This is a genomic window from Paraglaciecola sp. QJM3NY_14, from assembly GCF_056173245.1.
On the sequence record NZ_CM149664.1, the window covers coordinates 2,645,305 to 2,661,700 of the forward strand.

10 protein-coding genes are annotated in these 16,396 nt (G+C 44.0%); 5 read left to right on the plus strand and 5 right to left on the minus strand.

Annotation, left to right across the window (positions count from 1 at the left end; genetic code table 11):
• Positions 1-247: 247 nt before the first annotated feature.
• The 3 genes from dapB to putA all read right to left on the minus strand — a co-directional run bounded on the left by dapB (position 248) and on the right by putA (position 5,597).
• Positions 248-1,051 (minus strand): 4-hydroxy-tetrahydrodipicolinate reductase, encoded by an 804-nt coding sequence (gene dapB, locus AC0VYA_RS11150; RefSeq protein ID WP_475488286.1) that lies wholly within the window; start codon positions 1,049-1,051, stop codon positions 248-250.
• 89 nt (positions 1,052-1,140) lie between these two features.
• On the minus strand, positions 1,141-1,614 hold the full coding sequence (locus AC0VYA_RS11155; RefSeq protein ID WP_006993387.1) for a winged helix-turn-helix transcriptional regulator: 474 nt from the start codon (positions 1,612-1,614) through the stop codon (positions 1,141-1,143).
• 176 nt (positions 1,615-1,790) lie between these two features.
• Positions 1,791-5,597: a bifunctional proline dehydrogenase/L-glutamate gamma-semialdehyde dehydrogenase PutA gene (gene putA / locus AC0VYA_RS11160; RefSeq protein ID WP_475488287.1), complete on the minus strand. Its 3,807-nt coding sequence runs from the start codon at positions 5,595-5,597 to the stop codon at positions 1,791-1,793.
• Positions 5,598-6,015: 418 nt separating this feature from the next.
• On the opposite strand from putA, the gene AC0VYA_RS11165 reads away from it, so the two are divergent.
• Positions 6,016-6,705, plus strand: coding sequence for a cytochrome b/b6 domain-containing protein (locus AC0VYA_RS11165; protein WP_475488288.1), 690 nt, complete (start codon positions 6,016-6,018; stop codon positions 6,703-6,705).
• A gap of 185 nt (positions 6,706-6,890) precedes the next feature.
• On the opposite strand, the gene AC0VYA_RS11170 is transcribed toward AC0VYA_RS11165, so the two are convergent.
• Both AC0VYA_RS11170 and AC0VYA_RS11175 read right to left on the minus strand, forming a co-directional pair.
• Positions 6,891-7,592: an SIMPL domain-containing protein gene (locus AC0VYA_RS11170; RefSeq protein WP_475488289.1), complete on the minus strand. Its 702-nt coding sequence runs from the start codon at positions 7,590-7,592 to the stop codon at positions 6,891-6,893.
• Between the two features lie 143 nt (positions 7,593-7,735).
• Positions 7,736-8,575, minus strand: a complete 840-nt coding sequence (locus AC0VYA_RS11175; protein WP_475488290.1) for a sulfurtransferase — start codon at positions 8,573-8,575, stop codon at positions 7,736-7,738.
• Positions 8,576-8,985: 410 nt separating this feature from the next.
• On the opposite strand from AC0VYA_RS11175, the gene AC0VYA_RS11180 reads away from it, so the two are divergent.
• From AC0VYA_RS11180 to AC0VYA_RS11195, 4 genes are all read left to right on the plus strand, one after another.
• A complete protein-coding gene (locus AC0VYA_RS11180; RefSeq protein ID WP_475488291.1) occupies positions 8,986-10,545 on the plus strand; it encodes an adenosine deaminase family protein in 1,560 nt (519 codons plus the stop codon).
• Positions 10,546-10,591: 46 nt separating this feature from the next.
• A complete protein-coding gene (locus AC0VYA_RS11185; RefSeq protein ID WP_475488292.1) occupies positions 10,592-12,052 on the plus strand; it encodes a uracil-xanthine permease family protein in 1,461 nt (486 codons plus the stop codon).
• Positions 12,053-12,186: 134 nt separating this feature from the next.
• A complete protein-coding gene (locus tag AC0VYA_RS11190; RefSeq protein ID WP_475488293.1) occupies positions 12,187-13,566 on the plus strand; it encodes an 8-oxoguanine deaminase in 1,380 nt (459 codons plus the stop codon).
• A gap of 316 nt (positions 13,567-13,882) precedes the next feature.
• Complete coding sequence (locus AC0VYA_RS11195; protein ID WP_475488294.1) at positions 13,883-16,321, plus strand: TonB-dependent siderophore receptor; 2,439 nt, start codon at positions 13,883-13,885, stop codon at positions 16,319-16,321.
• Positions 16,322-16,396: the final 75 nt, after the last annotated feature.

A 16,396-nucleotide genomic window follows, 5' to 3' on the forward strand; every position in this document is an offset into this window, starting at 1 on the left:
ATGTGCAAAAACCTATAAAAAACGGGCTGTAACTAGTTGAATTACATCCCGCTTTACCGTATTTGCAGCTATTAATTCCATGGATTTACTAAAAACCCACTAAAATTTGGCAAATTCGCAATAATATACATGAAAGCCTGATTAAGGTCTATTCCCAATTAGAAAAACAGTTAAAATAGTGCTTTCAGCCACATTTACTGCATTAAGGGTTAAAACCCTAAGTTATGCTCACTTGATATGGGACGTATTAGGCAAGCCCCAATACATCTTGCATATCATAGAGCCCTGGGGATTTATTCTTAAGCCAAACAGCGGCTTTAACAGCACCATTAGCAAAGGTCAGGCGGCTTGAGGCTTTATGGGTTAATTCGATTCGCTCACCAATATCTGCAAACAGTGCGGTGTGTTCACCCACTATATCCCCTGCCCTGACGGTAGCGAAGCCAATCGTTTGTTGGTCACGCTCGCCCGTGTCACCTTCACGGCCATATACAGCACAGGTAGATAGGTCACGGCCAAGCTCATCAGCGATAACTTCACCTATTGCCACGGCAGTACCAGACGGCGCATCTTTTTTAAACCTGTGATGGCCTTCTATAATCTCGATGTCTGCCGTACCCCCCATAACACGCGCAGTTTGGCGGGCTAAGTTAAGTAATAGGTTGACCCCGATACTGTAATTAGCAGCAAAAACGATAGGAATATGCTGGCTCGCCCGTTGCAGAGCGTCTTTTTGCTGTTGGTTTAAACCTGTCGTGCCGATGACGACTGGCTTTTTTTGTTGGACACACAGGGCTAAATTAGCTTCGAGCGCATCAGGGAGGGTGAAATCGATGACAATGTCAATTTGCGAAAAGTCAGCGGAATTGGCGTCAGTGACAGTGAGTCCACGCTGGCCTATGCCCGCTAGTTCCCCAACATCAACACCCATCATAGAGGAGCTTGCTCTGACAAATGCCGCGTTTAATGTTGCATTTTGCGATTGATCTATCGCTTCAATTAATACGCGACCCATTCGGCCGTTGGCCCCAAATATTGCAATTTTATTCATGCTGCTTGTACGTCATAGGAATCTGTGGCGATATTGTGCCTGATTTACATCAGGCTTTCAGCCATACAAGCAGGTCAATCTATCATTTCTTATAATTGAATGAGATGAGTTGACTTAACTTCTTCCATTACGACGTAGGTGTGAGTTTGCGTCACGCCTTTTATAGAGGCTAATTTTGAACCCAAAAATTTACAGTACTCATCCATGTTTTCAATACGGATTTTAATCAGGTAATCAAACTGTCCTGCGACCATCGCGCATTCAACAATTTCATCAATTTCACTGACTTGTTGATTAAATTCTTTTACTGACTCTGTACTGGTACTAGCAAGTGAAAGCTGTACATAGGCCGTCAAATTAGCCTTTAACTTTTTAGGGTTTAAATGTGCAACGTATTTTTCGATATAGCCGTTTTTCTCTAAACGACGAACACGCTCTAAGCACGGTGTGGGGCTTAAATGTATTTGGTTGGCTAATTCTACGTTAGATATACGACACTCTCTTTGCAGTATATCGAGTATTTTAAGATCAGTGCGGTCTAAGGTGTCTTGGCCTTTTTTCATTGTATTTGCCTTGTAGTAACACGATTTTATCGTTTTTAGTTTTGTTCATGCTAATCATAGACAGAATTAGTGTCAGGTAAATTACCCAAAAGGCTTAATTTAAGCAGCATTAACACTAATCATCCAGTGATAAGTGCTGCTTAAATCAACAACAACGAATAATATCAACCTCAAGTTTACTCTTTAAGGTTTAGCAGCATCGCATTACCACCTGTGGCTACGACGTTATCCGTCTTGGTTTTTTCTGTGGCAAAACGCAGCAAACTATAATCAGCAGACATACTTCCCACAAACGGGATGATTGCCCCCTTTCTGGCACCCAAAGCGCTAATGAGTCCTGGGGCGTTACTTCCTGCCACGCCTGCTATACCGTCGCTTAATAACAATGCCATTAACGCTTGTTGTGAATCAATACATTGCACGTTTGCCATCGGCACAAAACTTTCTAACGCTTTGTACACCGAGCTGGCGCTGGCTGGCGTTTGCGCTAAATGAATAAGCACAATACTATTTCCTGCTAACAACGCTCCCATTGCTTGCAGTAAATTGGTTACTTCATCACCTTGTTTCAGCACGACTAAAAATACACCGCGGCCGTGAAGTGATAGCTCATTCGTTTCACCTGTTGGCCCTGGTAACGTTATGGCCTCGCCAAAATTGTGCCGCGCTTGGGCAAACATTCGCGAAGCTTGCTTTAGGCTATCCGCTGGCATTGCTGAAAATGCCGGTAGATGTTGCGCACCCGCGAAAGCATTCTCAATGAACTTAATGCGCTGGGTGATGGGCACATTTTGCCAAGTACTTTGCTCAGCTTTGGCCACGCGCAAACTCATTTGGGTATCTCTGCTAAGGGTAGACGTCTCTGATATTTCGCTAGGTAGTTGATCGATAACAGGCTCCGCAGCCCATAAATTAGTAAAACGTAATAAGTAGTGCGGACCTCCGGCTTTGAAACCAGTACCTGATAGACCATGACCACCAAACGGGTTTACCCCAACGACCGCCCCGACCATGTTTCGATTGATGTAGGTATTCCCAACATGTGTTTCAGCGTACACCTTATCGGCGAACTCTTTAAGGCGACTATGCACTCCCAGCGTTAAGCCATAACCTGTATCGTTTATGTCTTTAAGAACGCGGTCTAACTCTTTCGCGTTATAGCGAACAATATGTAAGATAGGTCCAAAGACTTCGCGTTCTAGTACATTGATATTTTCAATTTCAAACACCTTAGGACAAATATAAAAGCCTTTAACGTCTTTTGGTGCCTTTGCCTTGGCAACAAATTTGGCTTCTTTGGTCATTTTTTCACAATGTGCTTGCAATGTATTTAATGCGTTTGCATCGATGACTGGCCCAAGATCTGTACTTAGTTTCCAGGGTTGATCTATTTGTAAGGTAGCAAGTGCACCTTTTAACATGTCAATCAAGTTATCGGCGATATCATTTTGTACATACAATACACGCAGCGCAGAACAACGTTGCCCAGCACTTAAGAACGCAGATTGAATGACATCATCAACGACCTGCTCGGGTAGCGCTGTTGAGTCCACTAACATGACATTTTGTCCGCCCGTTTCAGCTATAAAAGGCGGCAAGGTAGTACCACGTTTAATCAACTCCTTTTGAATACTCTGTGCCGTTGCGGTAGACCCAGTAAATGCGACCCCTGCAACCCTTTCATCAGCCATTAGTACTGGACCAAGTTCGCGTCCAGAGCCCGTCAGTAAGTGCAATACATCTGTGGGCACCCCTGCATCGTGCATCAGTTTAATAGCTTGAGTCGCAATCAATGGCGACTGTTCCGCCGGTTTGGCCACGACTGTATTACCTGCCACTAACGCCGCTGCAATTTGACCAACAAAAATAGCTAACGGGAAGTTCCAAGGGCTAATGCACACGAAAACGCCCTGACCTTGTTTTAACTTGGGTTGGGTTGGGCTATCGGATACCAGATGGCGCACTTGTAACGCGTAGTAGCGACAGAAATCAACAGCTTCTCGTACTTCTGATATACCATCGTTTAAGGTACGACCCGCTTCAAAACTGATGAGTGCGGTTAGCTCTTCTGTTTGTGCTTCCAATAAATCAGCAACCTTTTCCATGATTTGTGCACGCTGATTTACTGGCGTTGCTTGCCAAGCTGGTTGCGCTGCAGACGCCGCATTCATCGCAATGTCTACATCTTTTGCAGAAGCATCGGTGCAGTACCCTATCAGGCTGTCAGTAGCGGCTGGCGAATACAAAGGGTAAGCTTTGTCGGTGTTCATCACGCCGTTGATGATCGGTCCTGCCTGCCATTTTTTTTCAGAAAAAGCAGTTACTTGATGGGCAACCGTAGCAAATGCCAGAGGATCGTCTAAATCGATACCCCGGGAGTTATCACGCTTTTCACCGAAGGCGTTAAATATGTCCTGAGCCAGAGGGATTTGGCTATTGCGGCTTCCCTGAGCCTTGCCGATTGTTGTTTCAACACTCTGCACCAGATTCGAGGCGGCAATTTTACCATCCAAGAATTGATTAACAAATGAACCATTGGCGCCGTTCTCAAGTAATCGACGCACTAAGTAAGGGAGTAGGTCTCTGTGAACACCCACTGGCGCATAGACTCTTAGAGGTAACTCACGCCCGGTGGTTTCTCTAATTTGGCCGTAAAGTAAGTCACCCATGCCGTGCAGGCGCTGGAACTCAAAACTATTGGTGTCGTCTCCCGCCATTTCCATTATGAGCGCAACAGTATAAGCATTGTGTGTTGCAAATTGAGGGTAGATACAATCTCGGTTATCGAGCAATTTGCCAGCACAAACTTGATAACTCAAATCTGTGTGTACTTTCCGAGTAAAGACCGGAAATTCACTCAACCCCATTTCTTGTGCATGTTTAATTTCTGCATCCCAATATGCGCCTTTAACTAAGCGCACCATTAATGTACGTTCACTGGCTTTCGCTAACTCGACCAGCCAGTCCACTACAAAAAGTGCACGTTTCTGATAGGCTTGCAGCACAAAACCCAATCCGTTCCAATTGGCTAATTCCGGCGCAAACGCCAGTGCTTGAAATACATCGAGTTCAATGTCCAAGCGAGCTGCTTCTTCTGCATCAATGGTAAAACCAATATTGAATTTTTTGGCTTCAAGCGCCAAAGACAAAACGCTTGGCAGTAATTCATCGATCACTAAATGATGATGACTGAATTCATAACGTGGGTGCAACGCACTGAGTTTTACCGATATCCCGTCCGCTAAATTAACATCGCTCTCATCGTTACTTTGCCCAATGGAGCGGATAGCTGATAAATAAGCATCATAATATTTATTGGCATCTTTGTAGGTTCTGGCCCCTTCCCCTAACATATCAAATGAGAAGCGAGTGCCTTCAACATTGCCTTTTCTACCACGCTTTGCCGCTTCTTTAATATCTCGGCCCAATACGTATTGCTGCCCCATAAATTTCATGGCCTGCAACGTCGCACCGCGCACAACAGGCTCACCTACTCGTTGAATAAGCTTACGGAACCAGTTGCTTGGCTCATCATTGCTGCCCTGCTCATTACTCTGGCCTTTACTCTGTTCTTTGCCTAGTATTTTACTGGTAAGCGATAAGCCTACGCTTGCAGCATTCACTAGTAACTCTTCAGAGTTACCTATGTGCTCACCCCACTGGCCAAGATGAATTTTTTCAGCGATAAGACGGTCAACAGTATAGCTATCAGGTACCCGCAATAGTGCTTCAGCTAAACACATCAACACGACACCTTCATGGCTCGATAAACTGTATTCTTGTAGGAAGGCATCAAATAACCCCTGCTTGTCGGGATTCGCTCTGCACTGCTCTACAAATGATAACGCCGTTGCATGTACGTTATTGCGCGCCTCTTGACTCAATGGATTAGTCTTGAGCATATATTCAACACTATCCCCCTCATTGAGGTAGGTATTAGTGCGAATAGTCTGGCGTATTGATGGTAAATTTGCCTGCAACATAGGAAATCTCAGTCGTGTTAATAAGGTGATAAATTGGCTGCAGCAGTCACTCTTTGGTTTATGTGCTGAACCTTGTTGTTTAAACCCAGTTAATGTAATAAAAAGGTCATAGTAGTTTTGCGCGCATTTTATGCTTGAAAATAGAGAATATGCTACTTTATTTTCCTTAAAATCAGCCAAATAACAGCGTAAAAAGGGAATTTAGCGGATTAATAAACTGGTAAGAGGTGTTCACCATGGTGAAACTGACTAATTGTCGCTCAACTGTGAGGTCATTTACTCCTAGCGACACAGGCAATAAGGACAAAAACTAGACCACCACCATGACAAATACACAATTCCTCTTGAGTTGTGCTTTATCGTTAGTAACAATATTCTGTATATTCCTTTTTTTAGTATTCATTATTCGAGCCAAAATATGACACATCACAAAACATTGGTCTGGGATCTCCCCTTACGCATTTTTCATTGGGCCCTCGTACTGCTGATTTTTGCGCAGTGGCTAACGGCTGAAGTATTAGATGGCTACATGGATCTGCATGCTAAATTTGGTTACGGTTTATTAGGCTTGGTAATATTTCGAATAATTTGGGGATTTGCTGGGCCAAAGCATGCCCGGTTTAGTTCTTTTTTACGTGGCCCTAGCGCCATTTTACACTACACAAGTACACTTTTTAGCCGCCACCCATCAACGTACACGGGGCATAATCCACTCGGCGCCCTAATGGTGCCCGCTATTTTGATTGTGGTCGGCGCTCAGGCATTAAGCGGTCTGTTCGTTACCGATGATGTGTTATTTACAGGGCCTTATTACTCAAGCGTATCTGATGAGACGCAGGGTATCATGCAGTGGCTGCATCACACCCTGTTCGATGTATTATTGGTGATTATTGGTTTACACATTAGTGCTATTTTAAGTTACGAATTATTGCTTAAGAAGCCCTTGATTGGTGCGATGCTTCATGGGCATAAAAATGTGCAATCGAAAAGCGGGATTAATCATTCAAGACTGATATTAGCTTTAGTGCTGGCGATGGTTATTTGTGCCTTCGTATATTGGTTGGTCGTTATTGCTCCGCCCGAAGTAGAACTTGATTATTACTATTGAAAATTGACTTTTCACGAAATCAATTAAGTAGATAAACGAATACAGCATCCATGGGTAAGCTGTATTCGCTAACCTCTTTTTCCTAAACCATTTAAAATTAATCCTGCACGGTATAGCTAATCAAGCACGTTTTTGATAACAATATTAAGCTCTCATTTTACTATTAGGCATTTAAGCGCCTCACTTTACTCAACCAATTCGAATGTCACGTTTACCTGCGCAGCGGTGTTGATTTGGCCTGGTAGTGAATCACTTGATTTGCTCATCATCATCACTTCACGACCTCTAGGCATGGGTGAATAGCCGCTATTTTCGCTGATTGATATAACCTTACCTAGTTTGGCGCCCAAGGTTTCTGCCATACGAGAGGCCCGTAATTTTGCGTCCTTCAGTGCCAATTCTAACGCCGCTAAATACTGCGGCTGTGGATCTTCGACAACATAATTGAAGCCATCGATACGGCTCGCTCCCGTCGCCAATACCGCATCAATCACTTGGTCATACAGGGCAATATCGCGCAAGGTGAAGTTAATTTCTCTTGAGAGCTTGAAGCCTTTTTGAATGCGTTGGTTATTACTGTGTTCGTACCAAGGATTAAGCTGAACACGCATTGATTGCACGTCTTTTTTGTCAACACCAAAAGCCAACACACTGCTGATAATGGTTTGGGTTTTGTCTGCGACTACACTGTTTAGATTTTGAACCCGCTCTCCTTGCTCCTCTACATAAACACTGAACTGGAACAGGTCTGGCACACTTGCCACATTCGCTTGGCCACTAACGCTGATTTGATGCACCTTGTCCTCAGCACTGGCGGCGCTGATTGGACTAAAACTTAATGCGGCGCTTGACGCCAACAGAGTAACAATAGCAAACACGTTTTTCATATTATTTCCTTTACATGGCGATGGTCACAATCGCTAAATTTGAATGATAGAATTATCTACTTGGGTGAATGAATACTCACTGAATAAATTGCTTACCTTTGCTTAACAGAAGGTGCTAGCGACTAGCGCGGGTTCTTATATGATTATCTAACAACAGGTAATCTTTCATCTGCACCCCACTCACTCCATGAACCGTCATAAACTTGTATATTTTGATACCCGGCCTCATTAGCGGCCAAGGCTAAAACACAGGCTGTTACCCCAGAACCACAACTGAACATTAACTTGTCATTCTCACGAACACCTAATGCATCGAATTTAGTCCGCAGTCGTTGGGTGCTTAACAATTGTGCATTCTCAATGCAGTCACTAAAAGGTAAATTCAACCCATTTGGCATATGGCCGCTGCGAAGGTGAGGTCTCGGCTCTGCTACCTTTGCATAAAACCTATCCGCTGAACGGGCGTCTATGACATGACAGTCAGGTGCATCAAGTGCTGCTAATACACCGCTGGCATCGATCATAAGCTCAGCATGAAATTGACTAATAAAGTCTCCCTCTTGCTTCGCTTGCGACAACGTTTCGGCACATTTGAATCCCGCTTTTTGCCATTCAGGAAAACCACCATTTAACACATAGACCAGCTTGTGGCCCATGCACGTAAACATCCACCACACGCGTGGTGCGCTGAACACCCCCTGATTATCATAAACAATCACAATACTGTCTTTATTCACCCCAAGTTTTCGCACTTCTTGCTGAAATACCTCAGAACTGGGCATAGTGTGAGGAAGTGAGCTAGATGGGTCGCAAATCTGATGTTCAAAATCAAATACTTGAGCTTTAGGGATATAACCAGCAGGCATGGGTTCTGGCTCGCCTGTGGTGATCACGTTCATCGTACTCATGAAAACCATTATGTTCGCATCATCCAAATGCGCATGTAACCATTGTGGGCTGACAAGGGCTGAACTGTTTTGCACTGTGTTCTCCATTATAAATGTCGAGTCAATAAATCAAGAGTATTCTGGGTATCTGTTCACTGTTACGTGTTGAGCAAATATTCACATTATCAACCACTATACATGATCGTTTTAGCCGATGCGGATTAGCTCACTTCATCAATTTGTAATCACGATAATGTTTACCATTCAATGAGTAAGCGTGTATTTGATTGATGTGTGATGCAAATGTGTGTATCAAAATAGAGGTAAATTGCACCATTAAAGTGCAACCTTGCTTAAAATGTGCATCCTACAATACCTAACGGATATTTATTCCTTCAATTACAACACGTTAATGAGATATTCCAGACTGACCATTTGGTCAAATAATTGCAATGGACTCAGCCATCTTGACTAAACTTTATCAGTCAACAGCAACGGACACTCTTATGAACATCGTACAACAAATTCGTCGTTACATTTATAAACACCACCTCAATCTGCACAACAATTCGAACCCGACACTCCAAAACAATCGATATTCTTATCGTTACATGAATCACTATTTACAACTTCTCGTTTTCTTTGGTTGTACTTTGCTCCCCTTAAGCACAAAGGCAGGCACGCCAATGACCCCCAAACCGCATTGGTTTGAGTCATTTAAGCAACGGGCTGATAACACAGCCTTATATAACTTTTTATATGCGCTACCAAAAGGAGGTGACCTTCATCACCACCTTGGCGGTTCGGGCTTCAGCCATTGGTGGTACAACCTTGCTACTGATGAAAAAAACAATGGTGGATATCGCTATTACACTAAGGTGTTTATCAAACAATGTCATGGCTATGGCAGCAATGAATTTGGCGGAAATCCGCAATTATTGTTATTCAAGACGATTCAACACAGCCACTATGCAGCGCTGAGTGATTGCGAGAAAAGTGAATATCGCGAACTCACCGCGTTGTCAAACGAGCAAAAATCCGCATGGATGAATAGCATTAGATTAGACAAGCCGTTTGAAGGACGGGCTGAATTTTTTGAAAAGCATTGGACTCGCCTGGGCGATCTGAATCGCAATCCAATCATCATGGCAGAATTATTGGTTAAAAATATGCAGTCTTTTGCACGAGAAGGGTTGCGTTATATTGAAGCGCAAACCAATGCTAAAGGCGGCATTAAACCAGATGGCTCTCACTATTCGCCGGACGAGGTAGTCGATATATTCCGTCAACGGTTAGCCCAAAATGATGCCATCTCCACGGGTGTCACCGCTCGATTGCAATATGCGCTATTGCGCTTTTTACCCAACGCCGAACAAGAGCTCGAATGGATGTATCGCTTTGTTGATAGGCACAAAGACATCTACGTGGGTATTAATATGGTTGGCCGCGAAGACAACGATAAGGGTTATCCATTACGGTTTTTATCCACCTTACGAAAATTACGCCAGCGCATCCCGAATATACCGCTGGCTATCCATGCAGGTGAGGTAGATGAACCCAATTTTCATGTTAGGGACACCTTATTATTAGGCGCGAATCGAATTGGGCATGGTGTTAACTTAATCGACGATCCTGGCACCATGTTATTGATGCGTAACGACCGCTATTTAGTAGAGATTAACCTTGTTAGTAATTTACTGCTTGAATACGTCGATGAATATCATCAACACCCCTTCCCTGAATACCTGCGCACCGGGATCCCAGTAGCGTTATCAACCGACGACCGCGGTATGTGGGATTCAAATATGACAGACGAGTACTTTGTTGCCGTTAAAGAGTTTAATTTATCCTGGCAAGAGCTGACTGGTTTAGCCGAAAACTCACTCAAGCATGGTTTTGTTGACGAGCAAACTAAACGCGCGCTGCTGGCTGATTATCATTCCCGTATCAACGCATTTGAACGGGCGTTTTTAGACCAAGGGGCTAACAGTTTTAGTCAAACACCTGACCGTTACGGCAAATTTATCTGTCGGCAATACAGACTTTGCCAACCACAAAATAACTGAACCCCGAAAAACTTGTTACCCATAACAGATTAAAATAGGCCAACATATGCAGACTACTCGCCCCAAAAACGGTGAAATTTTATATTCTTTAACAGATGTCCCTTCTGTTGGTCATAGCACCACTGCTGCGCTTCAGCATATTATGGCTTGCTTTATTGGCATCATTACCCCCACATTGATCATCGGCTCTGTGCTTGGCTTACAGGCTGAAATACCTTATCTGATCAGTATGGCGCTGATGACATCCGGCGTATCCACCTTTATTCAAGCTAAAAAATTTGGGCCTGTCGGCTGCGGGCTTATCGCTGTGCAGGGAACGAGTTTTACTTTCATCAGCGCGCTGTTAGTCGCCGGTACTGCAATAAAAAGTCGTGGTGGGTCGAATGAAGAAATTATGGCTCTGATGTTTGGTTTATGTTTTTTTGGTGCCTTTGTTGAAATTGTATTAAGTCAATTTATTCAGCATTTAAAAGCAGTGATTACCCCGCTCACTACAGGGATCGTGATCACCACTATCGGTATCACCTTAATTAAAGTTGGCATGACCGATTTATCCGGCGGGTTCAATGCACCGGATTTTGGCGCGCCGCATAATCTCATCTTAGGCCTGAGCGTACTTATTACCGTGATTGCCCTTAATGCATCTAAATATCCGCTGTTGCGCTTAAGCGCAATATTCATTGGCATGTTAGTAGGCTGCATCATTGCTTGGTATCAGGGGATCCTGTCATTCAATAATATGCTGTCATCCCCTTTAATTAGTATACCTGAGCCGTTTAAATACGGTGTCACCTTTGACTGGGAACTGTTTATTCCGATCGCACTGGTGTACTTCCTAAGTGCAATTGAAACCTCGGGAGACTTAACCGCCAACAGCCTTTTTTGTAAGGAGCCAATTAAAGGGCCGATTTACCTCAAACGCATAAAAGGTGGAATTTTAGCGGACGGCGTTAATTCTATGTTGGCAGCCATGTTTAATAGCTTTCCCAATACCACATTCGGGCAAAACAATGCGGTAATACAAATGACGGGTGTCGCCAGTCGTCATGTTGGATTTTACATCGCTGGCTTTCTGGTATTACTTGGCTTATTTCCAGTTGTTGGCAGTGTCTTGCAGCTTATGCCTAAACCTGTGCTTGGCGGCGCGACGCTTGTTATGTTTGCCACTATTGCGGTTGCGGGCGTAAAAATACTGACCAGCGAGCCTATAGATAGACGAAAAAGCCTCATTATCGCAACGTCTCTAGGATTAGGTTTAGGTGTCATGATGGTACCTGAGACACTCGCCCAATTACCGCAATTAGCCAACAACATACTTTCATCTTCGGTGACCACTGCCGGTTTCTGCGCGATTATCATGAGCATTGCTATACCCGAGCCAAAAGCTGGTGAGCTGGAAGCAGATAATGTTGAGTCACAAGACCCGTCACTAGCGCCTCGATTCAATCACCCAGCAGTCACAGTGTTAGCTGATGAATCGCCAATCAACGAGTCTGAGCGGCAATGAGCAGCAACGAGAACAGCAACAAGTGAACGAATTTACCATTTCATAAGATTAAACACGTTCATTAACACCACCTATTTTTTACATAGCTACAAAAGTAATACCCATTAGTATGCATTTTTTGAGGGACGCACGTTATGCAAGCAAGCACATCACCGACGTTATGGCTTAAATCTCCAGAAGCGGTATTCACCGCCAACAACCAAAATGCTGGCAACGGCTTATTGATCCAAGGTAGCCGTATTATTGAATTAGTAAAAAGCGGCGAAACACCAAAGTTACACTTCGATGCTATAGAAAGCTGCACCGGTAAAGTGATCATGCCAGGCATGATCAACACCCATCACCATTTCTATCAAACCCTGACGCGTTGTGTGCCTGGGGCGCTCAATAAACCACTGTTTCCTTGGTTAACATTTTTATACAAAGTATGGAAAAACCTAGACGAAGAGATGCTATACAGTGCAACTAAATTAGCAGGGCTTGAGTTAATGAAGTCTGGCTGCACAACCATTGGAGATCATCATTATGTGTTCCCAAAACGACTCACTCATGCCATTGACGTTCAGGTTCAAGCGTTAGCAGAGTTAAGTTGTCGAGGTATTCTGACGCGAGGCTCCATGAGCTTAGGCCAAAGCAGTGGGGGGTTACCTCCAGATTCTGTTATACAAAATGAAGACATTATTCTCAAAGACTCCCAGCGCGTGATTGACGCCTATCACCAATCCGCTAACAAGCATGCCAGCCCGATGTTGCAAATTGCGCTGGCGCCCTGTTCGCCATTTTCTGTTTCTCAAGAATTGATGAAACAAACCGCCCTTTTAGCCAAGCAAAATGATGTATTGCTTCATACTCACTTAGCCGAGACCGAAGACGAAAATGCATTTTGCCAGCGCATCTACGGTGCACGCCCATTAGATTATTTAGAACAATGCGGCTGGTTAACCGACAGAACATGGCTAGCCCATGGCATTCACTTCACTCCAGACGAAATTGTCCATTTAGGCAATGCGAAAGTCGGTATTGCCCACTGCCCTTCTTCAAACATGCTGTTGGCGTCAGGCATATGCCCTACGTTGGATTTAATGAAAGCAGGTTGCCGAGTGGGTTTAGGAGTAGACGGCTCAGCATCAAATGACTGTTCGAACATGATACAAGAAGTTCGCCAATCCCTGTTACAACAAAGGTTACGTTATGGCGCTGTCGATATCACGGCTGAATATGCCTTAGGGCTCGCAACGAAAGGTTCAGCCTCTTTGCTTCATCGACATGACATTGGTGAGATCCACATAGGCAAACAAGCAGATTTAGCCATTTTTGACTTAAGCGAACTACGTTTCTCTGGAGCCGGAGACCCAATCGCGGCCATAGTGACGTGCGGTGCACATCAAGTTGATAAACTGATGCTGGCAGGTAAATGGGTTATAGAAGAGGGTCAACACTACTCAATTGACGAACAAGAACTGCAAATCGAGCATACAAAACTCGCCAAAAAGCTGCAATCTGCAGTGAATTAAACTAAGTCTGCAGGTATCGTGAATTTATTTAACCAATAGGTTCACGCGCCACATGGTCGTGTTACGGTGCAAATAAGTCATTTTCGAGCCATTTTGGTGCAACTAATAATGCTGCGCTACTATTTTGTGTCACCCTCATCGTGTTTGGTCTAATAAAAAATAAAATATATCATAAATATCAATACCTTACTTATTAGACTAATTACCTGACCATTTGGACAAGTCTTTGGCACCCTTCATGCTATTAGTCCGTGTAGCAACACCATAATTTCAAACTATACACACATCCATAAGAATAAAAGTGAGAGGAATACAGATGAACCATCCCTTATTTAAAAGCTCAACCTTGAGCAAAGCTGTTTTGTTAGTATTAGCCATGTCGCTAACTCCCACCATATCGGCTCAAGAATCGGCAACTCAGGAAACCGCCGATGTAGAGCGAATTGAAGTAACGGGATCACTAGGTAGTCTACCTGGTCAAGGCGTAGAAGCCGTTTTCGGCTTCGGTAAGTCAATTTTGGAGACGCCCCGTTCAGCATCCACCATCAGTGATGAAATGCTAGAGCGCTTTGCCGTCACCGACATAGACGATTTAGTTGCCTTCTCGCCTGGTACGTTTACTCAATCATTTTTTGGTGTCGCAGGCTCACTTGACGTGCGTGGTACGCCAGGCGAAACGTATTTTCGCGGCGTTAAGCGCTTAGACAACCCAGGTAACTATCCGACTCCTATTGGTGCATCAAGCCGCATTGATATTGTGCGTGGCCCTGCATCTCCAATTTATGGCCCAGCCAAAATCGGTGGCTACTTAAACTTTAATCCCAAGTCAGCACGCGCCAGTGGTGGCCAGTATCTTGAAGAAAATGAAGGCGCTTTTTCCTATACCTTAGGGTCATGGGATAAAAGTGTCATGACCGCAGAAATCGGCGGCCCTGCTACATTGGGCGGCAAAGAAGCAGGTTTCTATTTGTACGGCGAGGTTGAAAATTCAGGTAGCTATTATGAAAACTCAGGTACCGACCAAACCGTGCTACAAGGCTCATTCAATATCGATGTAACGGATAACCTTCGTTTCGAATTCGGCGGTATGTACCACGATTACGACGGTAACCAAGTGGCTGGTTGGAACCGCTTAACGCAAGATCTAATCGATAACGGCACCTATATCACAGGTACAGCGAAAAACATCGACACAGATGGTAGCGGTGCAATTTCTCATGAAGAATATGGCGCAGTGAACTTAGCAGGTAATGGTTTCTTTTACGCCGTGCCTTCTTTGTTCACAGATGCAGATGCTACTGATCTAATGCAATTAGAAAATGTGGGTACGACCACATTGGGCCGCAATCAAGTATTGGTCGCAGCTGATGATGTCTTGCAAAACACGGTACAAACCTTGTATTTCGATGCGATTTACTACAGCGATAACGGCTGGGAAATCAAAAATCAATTCTTCTATGAAGACTATGAAAACTTAAACGAGAACGCCTATGGTTTCGCGCAGTTTCACAACAGCTCAGTCGTTGAGAACAAACTTATCTTCTCTACTGAATACGAAAGCAACTCGTTGCTAGCACAATTTCAAGTATCACCGTCGATTCGTCACACCAACTTTTTACACGGTGATGATTTCACCTATGAGTTCTTCAACCGTCGCGATTTAACCATGGAATCCACAGCGCTTGATAGACGTGAAATGGCGACTCGTATCAACGACAATTACGATAACTACGATAAGGGCAATTATACCGATTATGGTATCGCTGCCATGACAGACCTAACATGGGACTGGGGTTTGAATATTGTATTAGGTCTGCGTTACGACACCATCGACATAGAAACAACAAGTCGCGGTGATTTATTGCTCGAAAAAGGTGACATTCTGTCAACCAGTGAAACGGTTGACGGTACGTCATGGAATACCAGTATTTCATATAAAACCGAGTTTGGCTTGATCCCTTATGTGACACTGGCTGAGCAAGCAACCTTAGTGGCCGGTCAAGGTGCGGAAATTGGCTACGGTCAGTTAATCGATGATGAAGGCAATAGCTACAACGGCGCATTTGATACATCTGAACTCACTGAGTTTGGTGTAAAAGGTTCATTCTTAGACGATTCGTTATATTTCGCCTTGTCTGTATATGAACAAGAGCGTTCTGATTTTAACGCACAAGCAATTGTGACCAACGCTACCACGCAAAACAAAGGTACCGAATTTGAACTACGTTGGGTAGTGAACGACCAACTAGTAGTCGGGGCCGGTTATACCAAAATGAAGGTGTATAACTTAACCGCGTACAACGACGGCAACGGTGGTTCATTGTTCGGTTTCTTAGGTGCTGAAGATTTAACCAGCTTAACTGACCCATCATTGGTGTTTGGTGGTAACCCAGTCGGTTTAACACTGATCCCTGAAGGTGCAAGTAAAGAATCAGCCAGAAAAGCCGGTATCCCTGAAAACATCTACACGTTAAACGCCACTTATGACTTCTTAAACGGTTATGCGGCGAGTGCCAGCATTGTGCGAGCTGATGAGACTTACTCTAGCTTCTCACAATCTGTGAAACTACCTTCGTACACCTTGGTGAATGCAGGTGTGACATACACCACAGATACTTGGTCAGCCAGCTTGAACATCAAAAACTTAACGGATGAAGAGTACTATCGTGCTAACTTCCCTGATTTGTTTGGTGCACAAATTGTGTTGCCTGAGCTACCACGTCACTATCAAGCGTCGGTATCTTATAAGTTCTAATCACCATTCATGTTTATAGGTGATTTATTCCAACAGACAGGTATGCTATTTAGCATGCCTGTTTTTTTATATACG